The organism is Nitrospira sp. Kam-Ns4a (assembly GCF_965152595.1).
In genome coordinates this window covers 3,726,623-3,746,488 of record NZ_OZ224218.1, presented here as the reverse complement: position 1 = coordinate 3,746,488, position 19,866 = coordinate 3,726,623, and the positions used below count along the sequence as shown (strand labels likewise).

Here is a 19,866-nt window from a genome sequence, read left to right as displayed (position 1 = left end):
TATTCGGTCAATGGTCGGTCGTCATTGGTCAATGGGGGAGGCGGACCCTGATGCTTTTCTGTCCCTTGACGATTGACCTTTGACCAATGACGGTTCTGGGAGCATGAACGGGCCGCTCTTGAGCGGCGAGGTCCCGTCCCGCTTTAAGTCGGCCAGGATCCGGTCCAGCGTCTCCTCCGTGATCCGCTCGTAATAGTCGTCGTTGATCTGCATCATCGGCCCGGTGCCGCAGGAGGCGAGGCACTCCACCGTGCTGAGCGTGAACAGCCCGTCCGGGGTCGTCTCTCCGGGCCGAATGCCGAGCCGCGCCTTCAGCCACCCGAGCAGGGTATCGGACCCGACGAGCGCGCACATGAGCGATTTGCACACCTGGATGTGGAACTTGCCGATCGGCTTGAGCCGGAGCATCGTATAGAAGGTTACGACCTCGTACACCTGGGGCGGCGTGAGCCGCAGGATCGCGGCGATCTCCTTCATCGCCGCCTCGCTCACGTACCCTTCCTCCTGCTGGGCGATCCACAGCAGCGGCAGCAGGGCCGACCGCCGCACGGGGTAGCGGCTCAAGATTTGCTCGATTTCGTCCTTGTACTTCTCGCGCAACATGATTCTTCTGGTGGAAGAGCTGCTTCTAGCGGTCGCATTCTCCCATGACGATGTCATAGGTGCCGAAGATCGTGATGATGTCCGAGATCAGGTACCCCCGCGCCATGTGGTCGAAGGCGCCCATGTGCACGAACGACGGGGCACGGATCTTGAGCCGATAGGGCCGCGGGCTCCCGTCGCTGATGATGAAGAACCCCAGCTCGCCCTTCGGGGCCTCGGTCGCGCAATAGGTCTCGCCCTTGGGCGGTTTGAATCCCTGCGTGAAGATGATGAAGTGGTGGATGAGGCTCTCCATGTCCCGCATGACCTTCGGCTTGGGCGGCGGGATGACCTGCGGGACGTCCGCCATGATCGGGCCGGCGGGCAGTTGGTCCAGGCATTGTCTGATGATCCGGGCGCTCTGCCGCATCTCCTCGATTCGCACCCAGTAGCGGTCGTAGGTGTCGCCGTTCTTGCCGATCGGGACCTCCCAGTCCACCTTGTCGTAGGCGCCGTAGGGCTCGAACTTGCGCACGTCGTAGGCCACGCCGGAGCCGCGCAGGACCGGCCCCGTGAGCCCGAAGTTGATCGCGTCCTCGGCGGAGATCACCGCGACGTTCTTGGTGCGGGCCAGCCAGATGCGGTTGCTTTCGAGCAGCTCGTTGTACTCGTCAATGTGCGCCGGGAAGGTTTCCAGGAACGCCTTCAGACGCGCCACGAGGTCCGGCGTGAAATCGCTGTCCACGCCGCCGATGCGGTAGTAGTTCAGGGTCAGCCGCGCGCCGCAGAGCTTCTCGAACAGGTCGAGCAGGACCTCGCGCTCGCGGAAGGTCCAGAAGAAGACGGTCATGGCGCCGATGTCCAGGGCCTGGGTGCCCAGCCAGAACAGGTGCCCGACGATCCGCTGCATCTCGGCGACGATGGTGCGGATGTATTCCGCGCGCTCGGGGACCTCGATCCCGACGAGCTTCTCGACGGCGCGAACGTAGGCGTAGTTGTTGGTCATCGAGCAGACGTAGTCGAGGCGGTCGGTGTGGGGGATGATCTGCATGTAGGCGAGCCCCTCGGCCAGCTTCTCGACGCCGCGGTGCAGGTAGCCGAGGTCAGGGGTCGCCTTCACGATCCGCTCGCCGTCCAGCTCGAGGACGACGCGGAGCACGCCGTGGGTGCTCGGGTGCTGCGGGCCCAGGTTCAGGAGCAGCTCCTCGGTCCGGTAGGCGGCAGAGGTGCCGTCGTCGGCGAGGAACTTTTTCTTCTCCGCCTCCGGCAGGTCCGGGGCCGGGTCGCGGGTCGGCGGCTCGTCCAGCCGGGGGAGGAAGTCGAAGGTGCTGCGCCAGCCCCGGCCTTCTGCGGGAAAGTCCTTCCGGAGCGGGTACCCTTCGTCGTAGTGCTCCGGCATCAGGATCCGCCGCAGGTCCGGATGGCCCTTGAAGCGGATGCCCATGAGATCGTAGACCTCCCGCTCCATGAAGTTGGCACCCTTCCAAATGTCCGTCACCGTGTCAATGACGGGGTCGTCCTCGGGCACCCGGGCCTTCAGGCGGATGCGGGTCCGGTGCGGCAGCGACAGCAAGTGGTAGATCACCTCGAATCGCTCGGGAGCATCGGGATAATCAGCCGAGCACACGTCCGTGATGTGGTCGAAGGCCGCCGCGGGATCGTCGTGGAGAAACGCCGCGACGTCTCGGATGCGGTCGGCCTTCACCTGCGCCGACAGCTCCCCCCGTCGCTGGTCCTCGTGGACCGCTAGCACCGCATCCGGGAAGCGGCTCTTCAACGTGTCAAGCAAGGGATGCATCGTGAGTCATTGGTCAGTAGTCGTTGGTCAATGGTGAAGACTCCTGAGGCATCGCTCGCCACTCCGGTCGTGCAATGGACCAATGACCAATGGCTGCTGGTTCGAGGTCTTGTCAATAGGTGTGTAAATGGAATCAGGCGGCGGCCTCCTGTCGGGTGACCATGGTTGACTGCTTCACGCCGTCGACAAACTGGACGCCCGCGTAGACCAGGGGCAGCAGCTCCGGGGCATTCAGGCGCCGGAAGTGGCCCTCCGCCACCTGGAGCACCTTCCAGATCAGCGCCGTGGCGGAGTCGATCCGCTTGTAGCGCTTGCCCGCCGTGGTCCGCAGCCGCACGGCGGCGAACGGGGACTCGATCATGTTCGTGGTCCGCAAGTGGCGCCAATGCTCACGAGGAAACCGATAGAACGTGACCAGGCGCTCCCAGTCAGCGTGTAAGCGCTCGACGGCCTTCGGGGCTAGCCCTCGATACCGGCGGCTGAACTGGTCCCGGAGGCGCTCGCACTCGGCCTGCGTCTCGGCATACGGCATCGCCTTCAGCAAGGCCTTCGCTTCAGCCTGGTGCGTCTTCGGCATGGCGTCCAGCACGTTGAGAATCTTATGGTTCCAGCACCGCTGCTCGGCGGCCGTCGGCTGCTGCTCGGCCAACGCCGCCCAGATCCCGAGGTGGCCATCGGCCACCGTGCAGCGCCAAGGCTTCAGCCCCCGCGCCCCCAGATCCCGCAGCACCGCCCCCCAGGACTCCTTGGATTCGCGTTGGCCGCTCTCCACCGCCAGGACGACCTTGCGGCCATCTGTGAGTGCCCCCACCAGCACGAGCAGCGCCGCCTTGCTGTCCTCGAGGCCGGCCTTCACGTATAGCCCGTCCGCCCAGACATACACGACTTCCAGGTCGTCGAGGCGCCGCCGTTTCCAGGCCTCGTACTCCTGCTGCCACTGGGCCTTCAGCCGTTGGAGGGAGGCCGCTGACAGCGGCGCCCCCTCACCCAGCAGGCCTCGCAGGGCCAGCTCGAAGTCCCCGTGCGCGAGGCCATGCAAGTACAAGCGGGGCAGGAGCTCGCCCACCTCCTTCGTCCGCCGCTGGAACAGCGGCAGGATCCGACTGACGAAGCGCTCGGCCAGCCCGCGCACCCGCGGCCGCCGCACCGTGATCGTCCCGCAGCTCAAGGCCAGCCGCCGGGGCTTGCCATACCCATTGCGGTACCCCTCTGGAGCATCGACGGCGGCCCGGCGCTCCGATTTCTTCCGCCCCAACCGCGCGGTGACTTCCTCCTCCAACAGCGCCTGCAACCACTGCTGGATGTGGCCCCGCGCCCATTCCTCCAGATGGTCCCACCACTCCTGGCTTGACGACGACGTGGCTCCTGTGTTCTGCTCCTGCATGGCGGTGCCTCCTTTCATGTCATGGCCGGACTCGCTCCGGCCGGGTTGCATGACCCGAAAGGTTGCCACCGCCTTGTTCCTATTTCCACACCTTTTGATCATACCTCTGCTGGTTCCCATTTATTTCACGAAGACCTTCTCCCGCTGGATCTTCTCCTGCAGCTTGAGCAGCCCGTCGAGGAGCGCTTCCGGCCGGGGCGGGCAGCCGGGGATGTACACGTCCACCGGCACGATCTGGTCCACGCCCTGGACCACGCTATAGCTGTTGTAATGGTTCCCCGACGTGGCGCAGGAGCCCATCGAGATGACGTACCGCGGCTCCGGCATCTGGTCGTAGATCCGGCGGATGACCTCGGCCATCTTCCGGGTGACGGTGCCGGCGACGATCATCAGGTCCGCCTGCCGGGGGGAGGCGCGGAAGACGCCCGCCCCGAAGCGGTCAATATCGTACCGGGAGGAGACCGTCGCAATCATCTCGATCGCGCAGCAGGCCAGCCCGAACGTCATCGGCCAGAGGGCCGACTTCCGCGCCCACCCGACGAGGGCATCGAGATTGGTCGTGATGACGTTGGCTTCGAGCTGTCGGTCGAAGAGCCCCACAAAAACACCTACGGCCAATGGTTAATGGTCAATGGCCGATGACGAAGGCACGGACGTTCTGGGCTCCCTCCTCTTCCGTAACCATCAACCATGACCCATCCCCCCTTCTTCCGTTAGTCCCACTCCAGAGCGCCTTTCTTCCACGCGTACCAGAACCCGACCACCAGGATGCCGATGAACAGGGCCATTTCCACCAATCCGACCAAGCCCAGCTTCCGGTACACCACCGCCCACGGAAACAGGAACACGACCTCTATATCAAAGATAACAAACAGCATCGCGATGATGTAGTAGCGTATCGGGAACTGGACGCGGGCATCCATAAAGAGCGGGCTGCCGCTCTCGTAGGGCTTCAACTTGGCCTTGTAGGGCCGGCTCGGCCGGACGATCCAGCCCGCCAGCAGCGAGACCACGCCGAACGCGAGCGCGATCGCAATGAAGATCAGGATCGGAACGTAGTTTAACGGAACGGCTTCGCTGCCCATACTCGTTTATGCTCGCGGGCTAGAGGCGAGGGGCAAGCGGCTAGAGGTTTCGTTCAGACCCCTGGCCCCGTGCCTCTCGCTCCGGGCCTGGTTGAGCGTGAGCGCCGTGCCGAAGAAGGGCTTGAACCGCAGCCCGTCGAGGTCCGGACGCTCTAGGCCTTTGTGCTGGATGAGAACCTTGAACGTGCGCCCCATCCCTTCTGGGCGCAGCAGATGGATCGCCGCCCGGAACTCGGGTGACTCGGGGTCCAGCGCCTCCATCATCTGTTCGGCCCCCAACCCCGTCAGAAAGCTCATCTGGTTCGTGAAGCCGGTCACCTCCAGGCCCGCCTCCGCGCCCGCGGCCGCCAGGCTCGTGAAGTCCACGTGCGCGGTCATGTCCTGGAGCCCGACCCGGACATAGGGCTCCTCGTTGGCCATCTGCGAGTAGTAGCAGAGGAACGTGCCGCGGCGCCGCTCTGGGCCGTAGAGGTCCTGGGCCGTGTGGCCGTAATCAATCGTGAGGGCGATCCCGCGACCGAGCACTCGGCCGACTTCCTTCATCCAGGCCATCGCCGCCAGGTTGATTTCCGTCCGGGAGCCGTCCGGCAACGTGATCCCCAGGTCGGCCAGTCGGCGCAGAAACTCCGCCAGGGCCGGCGTGGACAGCGGCTCCAGGCGCTCGCAGAAGCGCCCGCCCCGATAGTCCACGAAGATCTCCTTGGGCGTGCCCCCGGTCACCGCGATGCGATGGACCGGGAAGGCATCCACCAGCTCGTTCGACACCAGCGCGCCGGTCACGGCGCCGGAGGCAAACGCCTCCAGGCCTTCGACCCACGCGATCCGGCCGGGTTCGCCCAACCAGCGTTCGAGGTTGGCCTGCTGCCGGACCCGCATGGCTGGGCTGCGCTCGATCAGCACATAGCGGAGCCGCGCGAGGAACGACGGAGCTTCGGCTTCGCAATCGGCGAGAAAGTCCCGTGCCAGCAGCCCCTTGCCTGGCCCCATCTCCACGACGGTCAAGGGGTCGGGGTGGCCAAGGAGGTCGTCCACTTGCCGGACCTGGCGGGCGATGGCGCGAGCCAGGATGGGATGGACGTCAAAACTGGTGTAATAGTCGCCGGTCCATCCAATTCGCTCCGCGCCCGGGCCACCCTGCCCTTCAAGCGGCCGCATGTAATAGCCGAACTGCGGGTGGTAGAGCGCCAGCTCCATGAAGCGTGCGAACGGAATCGGACCGGAGATCTGGATCTCATCGGCGATCGCGCTGACCAAATCGGGATGACCGATTGTCACAGGGCACATGGCTGCCTCGGAAAATCACCGGGCAAACTTCACCCTCCTCCGGGGGCTGGGGACAAAGAAGTGATACATTAGCCTTGGCCTCGCGACCAAGTCAAGCCAAAAGACCTTGAAAGACCGATAGATCGGTAGACTGGCTGGGCCCTGCTCTAAAAGGGCGTTCCCCCTTGACCGGCGGCGAGAAATGGGCCAGAGGTACAGGCGGGCAGGAGGCGAGGAGGGACGCTGTGGGAAGACTGACCTGGACCACAGACAAGCCGTTGAAAGCCGGGTGGTATTGGTATCGGGGAGAGGCACGGGAGGCCGACCCGCTCATCGTTCAGGTGGACGAGACCGGCCTATTCCAATGGCCGGACGGGACCTTTCAGGAAGTGAAGCTGACCAGGGGAGAGTGGGCCGGACCCATTGCACTGCCTGAGGAGCCGTGAAAGGGGGTGGGACACGAGGCCATGACCCGGCGACCGATCGCAGTCCTCTTCGGCCTCGCGGCTCTTTGGATCCTCTGGGCCTACTCCTACGAAACCTCCGACGGCCGCCGGATGCCCGGGACCTGGACGAGGGTGCTGACCGCTGACTCCGAAGGGGCCTGTGAGCGGAACAAGCGCGACCAGGTCCTGTCCCTGCTCAATGCCCTGGCGTCCCTAGGGGCCAGCGTGGATCGGACGGGGGAGACAATCTTCTACACCGTGAAAGCGCGGGACGGCCGCCCGATCCTCAAAGGCACGCGGTACTATTGCTTCCCGGACAACGTGGACCCCAGCGGGGGCGGCCAGTAACGAGCGACCGGACTACGGCCGCTCTTTCAGCAGGGCGTTCAGCGGCCGCGACTGATCCTGCAGCGTCCGCGCCTGCTCGATCCCGACAACCGGCAGGGTCCGAGGGTCCAGCAAACCCACCTGCACCAGCAAGGACGCCTGGTCCCAGTAGATGTGCTCGTGGGCGATCTTGCCCCCCTCGAACTTCATGACGACCACGACCGGCAGCTCAACGTGTTTCCCAGCCGGCGGCACGCCTGGCAGCATGAAGTCGAGCGGCACGTCGTGCGTGAAGCTCATGACTAGCTCATCCACGACCTGGTCTTGGCCGACTGTGCGGGAGACGCGCACCACCTTCGTGTCAGCCGGCCACTTGCCGACGAAATAGCGCTCGTAGAAACCCCGCACCTCGCCCGCCCCGGCGCCGCCCGTCAACGTCGGCAGGTGGAGGAGGTACGGTTGCGCGGTCATCGTCCGCATCGTGGCCTCCACGTCGTGGTCCACGAACTCGTGCTGGACATGGGCGTCGAACACGGCCCCGAGGTCCCCGGAACGCGTCGCATTGGAGTCGGTCATGGCGGTCCTCCCGTGGGTGGCGGTGCAGGCGGCCGAGACGAGGGTCAGAACGAGCCCTGCGCTGATGCCGAGCGCCCTATCGAGCAATCGTGGCATAACACGAACCCTCCCAATCATCAACCGGTGCGGAGTCGCGTCATTATGCCACATTTGCCGGCGGAAGGGACTTTGCGGTGAAAAAGCATCTTCCCGCGGAGTAGCAGGCGAACTGGCTCCAAAGAATCTTGGCCGAAGGGATCAGCCGTGCAGTCTTGCGCCGCCCTCCGTAAAGCCGGACGCTCGCTTTTCCTGTAACAGCTACGCGACCGTCAGGCCATGCTCGTCCGCGTGGCCGGCGTGCACGTGGTGTAGGTGGCCGCGCTCGGGACAGCGGGTATGCTCGTGTGGCTGTGATGCACGGGATGATCCATAAGGCCCTCTGCAACCGGGCGTCGCCTCTCATTTCCCGTGGCACTTCTTGTACTTCTTGCCGGAGCCGCAGGGGCAGGGGTCGTTGCGGCCGACCTTCTCATGCGTCCGGTGGACGGGTTGGGGCGCGGCGGGCTCGGCGCCGCGGTTGAGACTGAGCCGGACGGGGGGCTGGGGCTGGGCGACCGGGGCCGGCGCCTCGCCGCGGACGGCCTGGACCTTGAACAGCCGCTCGAGCGCGTCGGCCTTGATCCGGTCCATCATGGCGGCGAACATGTCGAAGCCTTCCCGCTTGTACTCGATCAGCGGATCCTTCTGGCCATAGCCCCGCAGCCCGATCCCGTCGCGGAGCTGGTCCATCGCCAGCAGGTGGTCCTTCCAATGGTGGTCAATGACCTGGAGGAGGACGGCCTTTTCGAGGTAACGCAGCAGGTCGGCACCCAACTCGTCTTCCTTGCGCCGGTAGGCGCGCTGGACGCGCGCGAGCAGGTCCTCGCGGAGCGCCTCGCGTCCGAGGTTCTTCATTTCTTCCGCCGTGACCGGTTCGGCCTGGACGGGCTCGGGCCCGAACTGGGCGGTCAGCGCCTCCAGCAGCCCGGCGGTGTCCCACTCCTCTGGATACTGGTCGGCCGGGCAGTAGACGGAGACCAGGGCATCCACAAGATCCGCCATCATTCCCTGGATTTCCTCGGACAGGTCTTCGCCCTTGAGGATGGCGCGGCGGTGCTGGTAGATCACCTCGCGCTGCTTGTTCATCACGTCGTCGTACTCGAGGAGCTGCTTTCGGATCTCAAAGTTGTGGGCTTCCACCTTCTTCTGTGCGTTTTCGATCGCCCGCGTGACCATCCGGTGCTCAATGGGCACGCCTTCCTCCATGCCGAGCTTGAGCATGAGGTTGGAGATACGCTCAGACGCGAAGATGCGGAGCAGGTCGTCTTCCAGGGAGAGGTAGAAGCGGGAGGAGCCGGGGTCGCCCTGCCGGCCGGCGCGGCCGCGGAGCTGGTTGTCGATGCGTCGGCTCTCGTGGCGCTCGGTGCCGAGGATGTGCAGGCCGCCCAGCGCGAGGACCTCCTGCTTGTTCTTCTCGCACTCCGCCTTGATCTCTTCGTAGATCCTCTTCTTGTCGGCCTCGGTCAGTTTCCCTTCCTCGTCCTGATAGAGGACGCGCTTGAACAGGAAGTCGGGATTGCCGCCCAGCAGGATGTCCGTGCCGCGGCCCGCCATGTTGGTCGCGATCGTGACGGCGCCCTTGCGGCCCGCCTGCGCGATGACCTCGGCCTCCTTCTCGTGGTACTTGGCGTTGAGCACGTTGTGCTTGATGCCGTGCTTGCTCAGGTAGCCGGAGAGGCGCTCGGACTTCTCGATCGAGATCGTGCCGACGAGGACCGGCTGCCCGCGCTCGTAACAGTCCTTGATCTCCTCGACGATCGCGGTGAACTTCTCGCGCTCCGTCCGGTAGACGACGTCCGGATAGTCTATCCGGATCATCGGCCGGTTCGTGGGGATCACGTTGACGTCGAGGTTATAGATCTTTGCGAACTCGGCGGCCTCCGTGTCGGCCGTGCCGGTCATGCCCGCGAGTTTTTCGTACATCCGGAAGTAGTTCTGGAACGTGATCGAGGCGAGCGTCTGGTTCTCGTTGGCGATCTTGACGCCTTCCTTCGCCTCGATCGCCTGGTGCAGGCCGTCGCTCCACCGCCGGCCCGGCATCAGCCGGCCCGTGAACTCGTCCACGATGATGACCTCGCCGTCCTTGACCACGTAGTCCACGTCGCGCTTGTAGAGCGCGTGGGCCTGCAGGCCCTTGATCACGTGGTGGACCAAATCCATGTGGGCGAGGTCGTAGAGGTTGTCCACCCCCAGGAGCTTCTCGACGCGCGCGTTCCCCTCCTCGGTCAGGGCGGCCGTGCGGGTCTTCTCCTCGATCGTGTAGTCGCGGTCGCGCTTGAGCTGGGGGATGATCGCGTTGATCCGGTAGTAGAGGTCGGTGGACTCGTTCGTCGGGCCGGAGATGATCAGCGGGGTGCGGGCCTCGTCAATGAGGATGCTGTCCACCTCGTCCACGATCGCGTAGTGCAGCTCCCGCTGGACGCACTGGCTGATGTCGGTGACGATCAGGTTGTCGCGCAGGTAGTCGAAGCCGAACTCGTTGTTGGTGCCGTAGGTGATGTCCGCCCGATAGGCCTCCTGGCGGGTGCAGGGGCGCAGGTGCTGCAGCCGCTTGTCCGCTGCGTCGTAAGTCGGGTCGTAGAGGAACGAGGCGTCGTGCTGGATCACGCCGACCGACAGGCCCAGGGCGTGGTAGAGCGGCCCCATCCACTGGGCGTCGCGCTTGGCCAGGTAGTCGTTCACCGTGACCAGGTGGGCGCCCTTTCCGGTCAGCGCGTTCAGGTAGAGCGGCAAGGTGGCGACGAGCGTCTTGCCCTCACCGGTCTTCATCTCGGCGATCCGGCCCCGGTGGAGGACGATGCCCCCGAGGAGCTGGACGTCAAAGTGCCGCATGCCCAGGCAACGCTTGGACATCTCCCGGCAGGTCGCGAAGGCCTCGGGGAGCAGGTCATCCAGCGTCGCTCCCCCGGCCAGTCGCTTGCGGAACTCCTCGGTCTTGTCTCGGAGCTGGGTGTCGGACAGGGCGGCCAGCGACGGTTCCAGCGCGGCGATCTGGTCCACGATCGGCCTCATCCGCTTGATCTCGCGGTCGTTCTTGCTGCCGAATAGGATGTTGAGCAGGCGGATGAGCATGACGGGCTAACCGATTCAGGCTTCACGGGAACTTCGACGGATCAACTGAGTATACCGTAAACCATCTCCGAATCAACAGCAAAACCGCCCGCCGGACCCGATCACCACATCCAGTGCCTCGCAAATGATGCCCTCGCGTTGCGGGAGTCTCGGCTTGACAGTGCGGTTGTTCCTTCCCTAAGATTGCTCTTGCCTGAGCGGGGCATCTGCCAGAAACGAACCTACGATGAGCCGCCCCCTGCAGCGTTCCGCCGCCCTCCTGCTTGCCGTCTGCCTGCTGACGGTGAGCGGGCTGGCTTATGGCCAGATGGTGCAGCACGCGGTGCAGCACGCCCACCACAAGGCGGCCACCCACACGACGGCGATCTGCTCCTGGGTCTGTTCCGCGGGCCAGGTCCTTGAAGGCCCCGCGATTCCGCTGCACGTCGCTATTGGTCCGCTGACCGTTGCCAGTCTTCCACCCGGCGCGCACTGGGCGAGCGCGGTCCGGGTGGTCTCTCCCTCCCGCGGTCCTCCTGCCCGGTCCGTTTAGCGGACATTCCTTAAGAGAGGGTGCATTCTTTTCGCGATCCTCCCGCACGGCGCCATGTTCTGTGACCAGGTCGCCGTTGGGGTGGGGTGATTCATCGCCGCGAGGCGGCGGCCCGCAGGCGCCAGGGATCAGGGCGGCTGGCGGGATGGCGGCCTCTGGCGTGATGGGGTACCGCCATGACGACAGTGTCGTTCCAGCAGCCGGACGAGGGGCAGCGGCTGCTTTACGGGTGGGGCCTGTCCCTGCTCGTGCACAGCCTGGTCGCGGCGGGCGCATTGGCGCTGGTCTCCGACCTACGACCTGTGCCTGAGCCGGAGCCCTTCCGATGGGAGGTGGCTCTGGTCGAGGCGCCGGCGCTCCCTGCACGAGAGACCCCCGAGGTTCAGGCGTCCGCTGCAGAGATGGTGCCGTCTCCGGCGCCTCAGCCGGTCCAGACGCAGCCGGTGGCCCAGCCAGTGCAGCCGGTAGTCCAGGCGGTCCAACCCGTCCGCAGGACGGAGTCGGTCCGGACGGTCAAGCCCGTCGAGCAGGTCGTTCGTCAAGCAGTCCGGCAGGAACTCGCGCAGATGGCGCCGTTTGAGCCGGCTAAGGTGGAGGCCCGGCCCAGGGTTGAGGCGAGGCGGCCTGTCGAAGCCTCGTCCGTCAAGGAGGTGCAGGTGCCTGCGGTGCGCCCTACCCAAGCTGTCCAGACCGTCCGCATGGAGCAGGCCCTGGCCCAGGTGACGGACGTCAGCCGGACCCAAACAGCCGAGCCGAATCAGTCGCTGGTCGCCGCGGTCCCTCCGGTCGTCGAGCAGACCACCGTGGTCCAGCAAACGGCGCAGGCCCCGCAGACCGCGGAGACCGTGCAGACCGTGGCGGCCACGCCGCTCCCGCAGCCCGTCGTGACCGCTTCGGCTCCTGTGAAGGAGACGGCGGTGGTCCGGCCGAGGGACGAGCGGGTGGCGGCGCGTGCACCGGCGCCTGCCGTGCCGGACGCGGCCCGGTCTTCGGGCCGGGCGGCGCAGGTGCCCGGTGGCGAGCCGGTGGCGATGGTATCCCCTGGGCTGACGACCGACTACAGGTGGGTGGCTGAAAGCCTCTGGCATCGGATCCACCGCTTGCGGCGCTACCCGCACGAGGCCCGGGTCCGGCACCTGGAAGGGCGCGTGGTCCTTCGCGTGGTGATCAATGACCAGGGTGCGCTTGAGGATGTGGACATCCTGGAGAGCTCCGGGCACGAACTGCTCGATCAGGACGCGGTCCAGATGATCAGGCGTGCCTGCCCGTTGAAGCTGACGCACGCCTTGGGGCGTCCGCAGGTGGGCATCCAGGTCCCGATCGTCTATCGCTTGGAGCAGTGAGGGCCCTATGAGCACACGGGTGGTTTTGAGCCTGGTAACGGGAGTGAGCGCGGCGCTGGCGTTGGGGCTGGGCGCCGGACTGGCAAACAACGCGGTCCCTCCTGTGATGGGGTGGCAACTCGGCGACAAACGAGTCGTCCGGGAGGGAACCAAACCGGTCTCCGGGCCTGCAATCCAACTGGACGGCCTCGGGCGGCTGCATCTGGCCTGGATCGAGGAAGAACGGGAGGATGATCGCCGGCTCTACTATCTCGGCCTCCACGAAACGAGCGGGGAGCCGGCGATGCCCGTCCAGGTCAATCCAGCCGACCAGCCGGTGGCGGCCGTCCATCAGCCACCTGGTCTCGCGCTGGGACGGGAGGGGGCCATCTATCTCTCCTGGTCGTCCCCCCACCCGCAGGCGCGGGGAACGCCCTTCACGAGCCTGCTCCACCTGAGCTGGTCGCAGGACGGCGGGCGGACCTTCGCCCCGCCCATCACCGTCAACGACGATGCGGTCGTGACCAACCATTCCTTCGACCACCTCGCCGTGGCGCTGGACGGCACCGTGCACCTGGCTTGGATTGACGCCCGGGAGGGCAAGAAGGAGCCGGCGACCTTCGCCACCCGCTCGACCGACCAGGGCCGCAGCGTGGCGAAGAACGTGAAGGTGGACGAGGACACGTGCGTCTGCTGTCGGACCGCCGTAGCTACGGCCCCGGACGGGACGGTGTACGTGGCCTGGCGGAAGGTCTTCGAGGGCCACGTGCGGGAGACGGTGGTTGCCCGGTCCACGGACGGGGGGCGCACGTTTTCCGAATCGGTTATCGTCGGGCACGACCGGTGGGCGTTTCCGGCCTGCCCGCACCGCCCCGCCTCCATCGGAGTAGATGGGCAGGGCCGGCTCTACGTCGTCTGGTACACGGAGGGTCCCGACGAGACGCCGGCCATTTACCTGGCCGTCTCGGACGACGGCGGACGGACCTTTTCACCGAAGCGCCAACTGAACTCGTCCAAAGGTACCTTTCCCGACCATCCGCAAATGGCGGTGGATCGGAAGGGGCGGCTAGTCGTCGTCTGGGAGGAGCAGTCCCCGGTGCGCCGGGAGGTGGTGCTGAGCTACTCGCTCGACCGCGGGCAGACGTTCAGCCCCCCGCAGCGGTTGAAGGAACGCAAGGGGGAAGGCCCGGCCGTCGCGATGAACGACCAGGGGCTTGTCGCGCTGGCCTGGATCGAGCAGGTACGGCCCGGACGGAAGCTGGTGGTCCAGTTCGCCCGCCTAGGGCGTCCGGAAGGGGTGGCGGAACGTGGACGGTGAGCGTGCCGGGCGGCGGCCGGGCCGGGTCGCGGGCCTGCTCATGGCCCTGCTGGTGAGCCTCCTGGGGCTCGTGCTGTCCGGCTCGGCCTCGACGCCGAATCCGTTCGCCGCGTTGAGGCTCAGCCGCCTCGGGGCCGGCCGCGAGGCGCCGGCGTTCCATCTGAAGGCGCTTGACGGGCGGCGGGTGCGGCTGGAGGAGCTGACCGGCAGGGTAGTGCTGGTGAACTTCTGGGCGACCTGGTGCGGGTCCTGCAGGGAGGAGATGCCGGCGCTCGATCGGCTGCGTCGGCAGTTCGACCCGGCGCACTTCGCCCTCCTGACCGTCACGACCGAAGTCCGCCCCCGCGAGATCCAAACATTCCTCAACAGCCTGGGCCTGGGCCTGCCCGTCCTGTTGGACGAAGAGCAGGAAATGTCGGCCGCCTATCTGGTCCGTGGCCTGCCCACGACGGTTCTCATCGGCCGGGACGGGAAGTTGGTCGGCCGGGCGGTCGGGCCGCGGGCCTGGGATAGCCCGGAGGCCGTCGCATTGGTTCGAAGTCTTATCGAGGCGGTGCCATGAGGCGCTGGCCAGCCTTGCTCGCGCTTGCGGCGGCGGGTCTCTACCTGACCCTGGCGCTCGCTGCCGCGGCCTGTCCTCTCGACCATACCGCTTCCCACGGGGCGCGCCACCAGCATCCAGCGGGTGCCTTGCAAGCGGCCTTCTGCGTCTGGGCCTGCCAGGTAGGTTCCACCAGCACGGTGACGTCGAACTGGCTGCCGGTCGGGAGGCTGCGGATCCTGCTCCTGCTCTCGATCGGTCGCTGCGCGGCTCGCGCCCGCCTGCCGCTGGGCGCCGCCCTCTCCCGAGCACCTCCCTCCCTCCGCTCGGCCTGACTTATCCCGGTCATCCTCGTTCGATGTCTCGCGCGAAGGGCGCGTACGGCAGCGTGCGCGAGAAAGGAGACGACTGTGCATCGCCTCTCATTGCTGAGACATCTCATTACCTGCGGGTTGGTGTTCGCGGCGCTGGTCGAAAGCAGCGGGCCCGTCTGGGCGCAGGAGCAGCGGCCGCGGAAGACCCAGGAGGAACGGGCCCAGCGCAAGGAGAAACTGGAACAGCAACTGAAGCAGATCTTAGACGAGCTGGATGAACTGCAACGGGAGGAGCCGCCGGCGGAAGGGGGGCGGACTTCCGCAGGCACCAGCATCATCAGGGGGCGGGTCGAGCCGGAGGAGCCGGGCGTGGCCCCGGAACTGGAGCTCTCTGACGTGAGCATCGTCAGCGGCAAGCCGGTGAAACGGCCGGAGGGCGTGACCATCTCGGCAACCGAGCGCAGCGAGACGACCGAGCAGCCGACCCGGCACTTCCGGGAATCCCTGGAGTCCTTGCCCGGGATGGTCGTCCGGCAGGGGAACGGCCCGCGGGACTTCAACATCTCGATTCGCGGGTCCGGGGCCAAAACCACCTTCGGGATCCGCAACGTCAAGCTCTACGAAGACGGGATCTCCCAGACCCAATCCGACGGCCTCTCCCGCCTGGATCTCCACGACCCCTGGTTCATGGAGGGCGTGGAGGTGCTGCGCGGAGCCTGCTCCTCCATGTTCGACAACTACTGCTTGGGGGGGATGGTCCAGTTCAGGACGCGCCGGGGGAAGGACATCAACGGCGTCGAGCTGCTGAACGCCGGCGGCTCGTACGGGTTTCACAAGCACGCCTTGGCGGTCGGCCGGCAGTCCAGCAACCTGGATGTGGCCCTGTTCGGGAGCTACATCGGGGAGGACGGGTTTATCCAGCACAGCAACTACTGGACTTCCACGGTTAACCTGAACCTGCGCTTCCGCATCGACGACCGGCAGACGGTCTACTTCAAGGCGATCAACAACGACCTGTGGGCGAGGGTGCCGCTGCGGTTGACGTTCGGGCAGTTCCGCGCCAACCCCCGCCAGGCCGGGGGCCTCGGGACGACTACCGCGAATTCGCTCGATCAGGGCCGGCGGGACCGGCGGACGATCATCGGCGGCCTGTACGAGCGGCAGATCGGGGCCCACACCGTCCTGGTCATGGAGGGCGACTTCGATCTGAAGGACATTCACCAGGTCTTTGCGCAGATCAGCGACAACACCAACCCGAACTTCAAGCATTACACGGATCTCCGGCACGACGGGACGCTCCTGGGCGGGCCGCTCCGCAGCTACGTCGGCTACTTCTTCAATTATATGGAGCAGAAGGGGAACACGTTCACGAACCTGAACAACTTCACCGGGACGCGCGGGACGCTCGCCCAGAACTCCAACGGTTTGATCCGCAACCTGGGGGCCCGGATCGGGGAGGAATGGACCTTCCTGCCCCAGTGGACGGCGGCCGCCCGGTTCAACTTCGAGCACTCCACCGTGTACGTCAATACGATCAGCTATACGGCCGCAGGGGCGGTCAGCTCGCGAGCCGGGGTCAACCGGGACTTCAACAACTATGCACCGGAGTTCGCGTTGACCTACCGGCCAACGGATCAGCAACGCTACTGGGCTCGCTACTCGACCGGCTATGCGATCCCCGGCTTCGGGAACCTGACGACGGATCCGACCACCGGGCTGGCCGGGACGAACTTCGACCTGAAGCCCCAGCGGAACATGAACTTCGAGCTGGGCGGCGAAGGCAGGCTGCACGAGCGGTTTTCCATGCAACTGGTTGGCTTCTGGATCTTCTTCGAGAACGAGATCATTACCCAGACGGTCACGACGCCGGTGGGGGGGACCGGCTCTATCTCGGTCAACGCGCCGGAGTCCCAGTACCGCGGCGTGGAGGTGAGCTGGACCTGGCTGCCGGCGGCCGGCTGGCGCTGGACCGGGGCCTACACCCATATGGACAGCAAGTACGTCAAATTCGTGGATCAGCTCAACCTTGGTGGGACCATTACCCAGATCAACCAGGCAGGGCACGCGGTGCCGGCGGTGGAGAAGAACGTCCTGAACAGCAAAGTGTCCTATGAGCATCCCACCGGCTGGGGCGGGTGGGTCGAGGCAAGCTGGGTGGACAGCTTCTTCGTCAACAACAACAACACGCTCAAGACCCCGGCCTACTGGCTGTTCAACTTGAACGTCCATGACACGTACCACGTCACGAACAACAGCTTCGTCAAGTTCGCGAAGACCTATTTCGAGCTGGACAACGTCTTCAACAAGATCTATGTGGCCTCGGCTGTGCCCATTTCGGATGCGACGCCGGACGGCTCAAAACAGGCCTTCTTCGCGGGCTACGGGCGGGCCTTCTATGCGGGCCTGACCCTGGGGTTCTGAGGCGGGCGTCGGAGGAGCCAAGGAGATTCTATGAATAGGGCCCCCGTTACGTTGGTCGACAGTCAAGGTATGAAGGCCCGACTGTCACGGGTGGCAACCCATCACCACCGAAGGGGGCAGAGGATGTTGTACGTCGGCTTGAACATCAGTGGCAAGAGCCTGGTGGCCTATGCGGTCACTGAACGGAAGCAGCGTGTGTATGACGGGGAGGTGGCGCCGACGCGGGCGGGGCTGCGCGCGTTGATGCAGCGGGTGGGCCGGGCCCGAAGCTGGTGGCCTTCGAAGCCGGCAATCAGTTGAAGTGGGTGGCCGAGGCCTTGAAGATGCTGGAGGATGTCCAGGTGCCTGTTGTCCATCCCAATAAGGTGAAGTGGAGCACGGAGAGTCGGGGCAGGACGGATCAGGTGGATGCCAGGAAGTTGGCGGAGCTGGCGCGGGCCGGGATACCGCCGCGAGCGGTCCATGTGGTGGAGGGGCCCGTGCGGGAATTGCGGGAGTTGGTCAGTGCGCGGCAACACTTGCAGGCCAAGCGGGCCGCGTTGATCAATGCGATCCGGGGCTACGTGTACCAAGAAGGGGCATCGCTGGCCGGAGCAGTGTTTTGCGGGGGCCACGTGGGCGACCAAGCTGGCCCGGCGCCGGTGAGCGCGCTCGATGACGCCCGCCGGTTTGAGGCCCAGCAGACCGTGGTGCACGCTGGCACCTTGGCGCCGATGAGTTAAGAGTGGGGAGGTCCGGCAGCTCGGGCGGATCAACCGCGATGGGCGGATGGATGTCCGCTGCGTCCTGCTGCAGTGTGCCCATACGGTGGTGCGCATGAAGAGCCACGGGGCGAAGCCGTTGCAACAGTTCTTCATCCGGATCGCGAGGCGGCGAGGCAAGAAGATCGCCGTGGCGGTCCTGGCGCGGAAGCTGCTGACCACGGCCGATGGCGTGCGGAAGTCGGGGCAGCCCTCTGACCCGCGGAAGCTGCAGCCAGCCATCGCGTAACGTGCGCGAGACGGTTGGGCTCGGGGTCTCACCCTGATGGGCAGGCAAGGACAGTGAGCCCGCATGTGCCTTGAGGCACGCGCCTCGTCTTGGAGATTGGGCGGCTGTCTTTGAACCGGAAGGTTGGGCTCCCCGTGCCCGCATGGGAGGTTAGCGGTCCATCATTTTATTGGTCCGGGCTTCGTGTCGGCTGTTGACAGCGGCCCTATTCATGGGGGGCGTGCGATGGAAAAGTCTCTACTCCGTGTGACAGAGGCCGCCAAGTTACTGAATGTCAGCCGTTGGACCATCTATCGCTAGATCGAAGAAGGCCGCTTGGATGCGACCAAGATCGGCAAGGGGAGCCTGCGCGTCTTCTACCGGTCGGTCCTCGAACTGATCGCGTCCCGGCGGGTCGAGAGATGGACGCCGCGACCGGGTGGGTGCAGCGGCCAGACTAGGTCGGAGCCCCGGATGATCCGGGTGGATTTTCTGTAGCAGCGGTGAGCATCCGTCGGTAGACGGGCCGACGCCTTTCCTGTACGGTGCCCAGGCCTGGATGCGATGTGACGATCCCTGTGCGTCAGGGGATGAGGATGATGGAGCGAATCAGACCGTTGGTCGTCAGCTTGGTGACGGGGGCCTACCTAGCCCTCGCCGTCCTGGCCTTTGCCTGTGTGGTCGCCCACGTCGCCCATGCATCGGCTGGGCACCACCAGTCGGTCCCTGCCGGACACTCCGCTCTCTGTGCTTGGGCCTGCCTGGCGAATTCTGAGCCCGGACTGGTTTTGACGGTACCGGCGGTCTCCTTCTGGTTGGTCCCCGTCTGGCTCTGCGTCGTCGGCTCGCTCCTTCTCTTCGCTCGCCCGGTCCTTCGACTTCGATCCCGTGCCCCGCCTCTTCCCTTCCTGGCCGTTCCGGCCTGAGCAAATCTCATCCGGCATTGTTCGGGCGGGCGGCTCCTTGCTCGATCAGGGGCTGGGAAATCGGTCTCGACGCAGGATGTTGTGCAGCATCTAGCGAATCCTTCGCGCCGTAGGCGCGCAGGCGGAAGGGTGCGCCTGCGGCGAGCGGCGAATCGGGACCCGGGGGGCATGATCGGTTCCGCCGGATTTGCTCATCAGTCCGGCGGAGTGGAAGGAGGGGATTTGCAGACAGGGTCGGTGGTCGGCCAGCGGTTTTCCGAGTTGCCAGTGGATGCGGAGCTCTTCGCGACGGAGATCGGTGACGTCAAGGTCTGGTATCGGCCCGTCACCATCCTGGACCTAAAGACGCGACCAGGTCGCCCGGCGGTGCTCAAGGTGACGCACAAGTCCTCTGTGGACCGCGGGTTTCTCATGACCGCGGACGGCGCCTTTGAAGCGCCGACCGTGCTGCGGGCGCAGATCGTCCTGAAACCAGGCGAGAGCAGGTACATCGGGGTTCCAATCAACGACCTGCTCTATGCGACATCGGGCAGTACCTTCGTTTACCGTGATCAGCTTCACCCAGAGCCGGCCGGGGGCAAGCCCCTTGTCAGCCGCTGGTGGTGGTGCCGCCGAGTCTCACCGGCTGGACATGCGAGGGAGGACAGGCATGTTGATGCGTCTCGGCATACAGCTTCTGCATCTACACGAGGGTGGGGCGGATGGGATTGGTCTGGTGCGGATCGTCGACGAGGACCACGTGCAGGTCCTGTGCAGGGATGGAAAGCGGTTTTCGATCACGAAGGACGGCGAGACGGTCTCGATGGTGATGGCCAGCCCGCGCGGCGCCGCCGGTGGGCGTGAGGCGGATTCGGTTTATGAGGAGCTGCTGGCGCTGAACGGGCGGTGATCTCCTCGGGGGCTCGGCGTGGC

General features: G+C 65.6%; 20 protein-coding genes and 2 pseudogenes. 13 read left to right on the top strand and 9 right to left on the bottom strand.

Features of this window, described 5'->3' with window-relative positions; genetic code table 11:
• Positions 1-21: 21 nt before the first annotated feature.
• From nuoE to ACWHYQ_RS18615, 7 genes and pseudogenes are all read right to left on the bottom strand, one after another.
• Entirely contained in the window at positions 22-603 is a 582-nt protein-coding gene (gene nuoE / locus ACWHYQ_RS18645; protein ID WP_447973594.1) for an NADH-quinone oxidoreductase subunit NuoE, read from the bottom strand.
• Positions 604-628: 25 nt separating this feature from the next.
• Positions 629-1,852: an NADH dehydrogenase (quinone) subunit D gene (gene nuoD / locus ACWHYQ_RS18640; protein WP_447975600.1), complete on the bottom strand. Its 1,224-nt coding sequence runs from the start codon at positions 1,850-1,852 to the stop codon at positions 629-631.
• Positions 1,853-1,981: 129 nt separating this feature from the next.
• Positions 1,982-2,380: pseudogene (locus tag ACWHYQ_RS18635) on the bottom strand (NADH-quinone oxidoreductase subunit C); the annotation flags it as partial.
• Between the two features lie 133 nt (positions 2,381-2,513).
• Positions 2,514-3,764 carry an IS256 family transposase gene (locus ACWHYQ_RS18630; protein ID WP_447973593.1) on the bottom strand — a complete coding sequence of 417 codons (1,251 nt, stop codon included), beginning with the start codon at positions 3,762-3,764 and terminating at the stop codon, positions 2,514-2,516.
• A 120-nt stretch (positions 3,765-3,884) separates the two neighbouring features.
• Positions 3,885-4,364 carry an NADH-quinone oxidoreductase subunit B gene (locus ACWHYQ_RS18625; protein ID WP_447973592.1) on the bottom strand — a complete coding sequence of 160 codons (480 nt, stop codon included), beginning with the start codon at positions 4,362-4,364 and terminating at the stop codon, positions 3,885-3,887.
• A 113-nt stretch (positions 4,365-4,477) separates the two neighbouring features.
• On the bottom strand, positions 4,478-4,849 hold the full coding sequence (locus ACWHYQ_RS18620; protein WP_447973591.1) for an NADH-quinone oxidoreductase subunit A: 372 nt from the start codon (positions 4,847-4,849) through the stop codon (positions 4,478-4,480).
• Between the two features lie 6 nt (positions 4,850-4,855).
• Entirely contained in the window at positions 4,856-6,133 is a 1,278-nt protein-coding gene (locus tag ACWHYQ_RS18615) for a class I SAM-dependent methyltransferase (protein WP_447973590.1), read from the bottom strand.
• A gap of 224 nt (positions 6,134-6,357) precedes the next feature.
• On the opposite strand from ACWHYQ_RS18615, the gene ACWHYQ_RS18610 reads away from it, so the two are divergent.
• Together ACWHYQ_RS18610 and ACWHYQ_RS18605 are read left to right on the top strand one after the other, a co-directional pair.
• Positions 6,358-6,558 (top strand): hypothetical protein, encoded by a 201-nt coding sequence (locus tag ACWHYQ_RS18610; protein ID WP_447973589.1) that lies wholly within the window; start codon positions 6,358-6,360, stop codon positions 6,556-6,558.
• Positions 6,559-6,579: 21 nt separating this feature from the next.
• Positions 6,580-6,906, top strand: coding sequence for a hypothetical protein (locus ACWHYQ_RS18605; RefSeq protein WP_447973588.1), 327 nt, complete (start codon positions 6,580-6,582; stop codon positions 6,904-6,906).
• A 12-nt stretch (positions 6,907-6,918) separates the two neighbouring features.
• On the opposite strand, the gene ACWHYQ_RS18600 is transcribed toward ACWHYQ_RS18605, so the two are convergent.
• On the bottom strand, positions 6,919-7,557 hold the full coding sequence (locus ACWHYQ_RS18600; RefSeq protein WP_447973587.1) for a nuclear transport factor 2 family protein: 639 nt from the start codon (positions 7,555-7,557) through the stop codon (positions 6,919-6,921).
• Between the two features lie 342 nt (positions 7,558-7,899).
• Positions 7,900-10,611, bottom strand: a complete 2,712-nt coding sequence (gene secA / locus ACWHYQ_RS18595) for a preprotein translocase subunit SecA (RefSeq protein WP_447973586.1) — start codon at positions 10,609-10,611, stop codon at positions 7,900-7,902.
• A gap of 226 nt (positions 10,612-10,837) precedes the next feature.
• Between secA and ACWHYQ_RS18590 the strand changes: the two genes are divergently transcribed.
• From ACWHYQ_RS18590 to ACWHYQ_RS18540, 11 genes and pseudogenes are all read left to right on the top strand, one after another.
• Positions 10,838-11,143: a hypothetical protein gene (locus tag ACWHYQ_RS18590; protein WP_447973585.1), complete on the top strand. Its 306-nt coding sequence runs from the start codon at positions 10,838-10,840 to the stop codon at positions 11,141-11,143.
• A gap of 176 nt (positions 11,144-11,319) precedes the next feature.
• Positions 11,320-12,486, top strand: a complete 1,167-nt coding sequence (locus ACWHYQ_RS18585) for a TonB family protein (protein WP_447973584.1) — start codon at positions 11,320-11,322, stop codon at positions 12,484-12,486.
• 7 nt (positions 12,487-12,493) lie between these two features.
• Positions 12,494-13,783, top strand: coding sequence for a sialidase family protein (locus tag ACWHYQ_RS18580; RefSeq protein WP_447973583.1), 1,290 nt, complete (start codon positions 12,494-12,496; stop codon positions 13,781-13,783).
• Positions 13,773-14,345, top strand: coding sequence for a TlpA family protein disulfide reductase (locus ACWHYQ_RS18575; protein WP_447973582.1), 573 nt, complete (start codon positions 13,773-13,775; stop codon positions 14,343-14,345). Before ACWHYQ_RS18580 ends, ACWHYQ_RS18575 begins: the two co-directional genes overlap by 11 nt.
• Positions 14,342-14,659 (top strand): hypothetical protein, encoded by a 318-nt coding sequence (locus ACWHYQ_RS18570; RefSeq protein WP_447973581.1) that lies wholly within the window; start codon positions 14,342-14,344, stop codon positions 14,657-14,659. Before ACWHYQ_RS18575 ends, ACWHYQ_RS18570 begins: the two co-directional genes overlap by 4 nt.
• Before the next feature lie 75 nt (positions 14,660-14,734).
• On the top strand, positions 14,735-17,059 hold the full coding sequence (locus ACWHYQ_RS18565) for a TonB-dependent receptor family protein (protein WP_447973580.1): 2,325 nt from the start codon (positions 14,735-14,737) through the stop codon (positions 17,057-17,059).
• A 123-nt stretch (positions 17,060-17,182) separates the two neighbouring features.
• A complete protein-coding gene (locus ACWHYQ_RS18560) occupies positions 17,183-17,359 on the top strand; it encodes a hypothetical protein (RefSeq protein WP_447973579.1) in 177 nt (58 codons plus the stop codon).
• Positions 17,332-17,781, top strand: coding sequence for an IS110 family transposase (locus ACWHYQ_RS18555; RefSeq protein WP_447973578.1), 450 nt, complete (start codon positions 17,332-17,334; stop codon positions 17,779-17,781). Before ACWHYQ_RS18560 ends, ACWHYQ_RS18555 begins: the two co-directional genes overlap by 28 nt.
• Positions 17,782-17,791: 10 nt before the next feature.
• Positions 17,792-18,049: pseudogene (locus ACWHYQ_RS18550) on the top strand (hypothetical protein); the annotation flags it as partial.
• Positions 18,050-18,364: 315 nt separating this feature from the next.
• Entirely contained in the window at positions 18,365-18,526 is a 162-nt protein-coding gene (locus ACWHYQ_RS18545; protein ID WP_447973577.1) for a hypothetical protein, read from the top strand.
• Between the two features lie 1,077 nt (positions 18,527-19,603).
• Positions 19,604-19,843 carry a hypothetical protein gene (locus tag ACWHYQ_RS18540; protein ID WP_447973576.1) on the top strand — a complete coding sequence of 80 codons (240 nt, stop codon included), beginning with the start codon at positions 19,604-19,606 and terminating at the stop codon, positions 19,841-19,843.
• Positions 19,844-19,866: the final 23 nt, after the last annotated feature.

Coding starts and splice junctions, on each gene's coding strand:
- nuoE (WP_447973594.1), bottom strand. CDS start 603: ATGTTGCGCGAGAAGTACAAGGACGAAATCGAGCAAATCTTGAGCCGC.
- ACWHYQ_RS18630 (WP_447973593.1), bottom strand. CDS start 3,764: ATGCAGGAGCAGAACACAGGAGCCACGTCGTCGTCAAGCCAGGAGTGG.
- ACWHYQ_RS18620 (WP_447973591.1), bottom strand. CDS start 4,849: ATGGGCAGCGAAGCCGTTCCGTTAAACTACGTTCCGATCCTGATCTTC.
- ACWHYQ_RS18615 (WP_447973590.1), bottom strand. CDS start 6,133: ATGTGCCCTGTGACAATCGGTCATCCCGATTTGGTCAGCGCGATCGCC.
- ACWHYQ_RS18605 (WP_447973588.1), top strand. CDS start 6,580: ATGACCCGGCGACCGATCGCAGTCCTCTTCGGCCTCGCGGCTCTTTGG.
- ACWHYQ_RS18600 (WP_447973587.1), bottom strand. CDS start 7,557: ATGCCACGATTGCTCGATAGGGCGCTCGGCATCAGCGCAGGGCTCGTT.
- secA (WP_447973586.1), bottom strand. CDS start 10,611: ATGCTCATCCGCCTGCTCAACATCCTATTCGGCAGCAAGAACGACCGC.
- ACWHYQ_RS18590 (WP_447973585.1), top strand. CDS start 10,838: ATGAGCCGCCCCCTGCAGCGTTCCGCCGCCCTCCTGCTTGCCGTCTGC.
- ACWHYQ_RS18585 (WP_447973584.1), top strand. CDS start 11,320: ATGACGACAGTGTCGTTCCAGCAGCCGGACGAGGGGCAGCGGCTGCTT.
- ACWHYQ_RS18580 (WP_447973583.1), top strand. CDS start 12,494: ATGAGCACACGGGTGGTTTTGAGCCTGGTAACGGGAGTGAGCGCGGCG.
- ACWHYQ_RS18570 (WP_447973581.1), top strand. CDS start 14,342: ATGAGGCGCTGGCCAGCCTTGCTCGCGCTTGCGGCGGCGGGTCTCTAC.
- ACWHYQ_RS18560 (WP_447973579.1), top strand. CDS start 17,183: ATGTTGTACGTCGGCTTGAACATCAGTGGCAAGAGCCTGGTGGCCTAT.
- ACWHYQ_RS18540 (WP_447973576.1), top strand. CDS start 19,604: ATGTTGATGCGTCTCGGCATACAGCTTCTGCATCTACACGAGGGTGGG.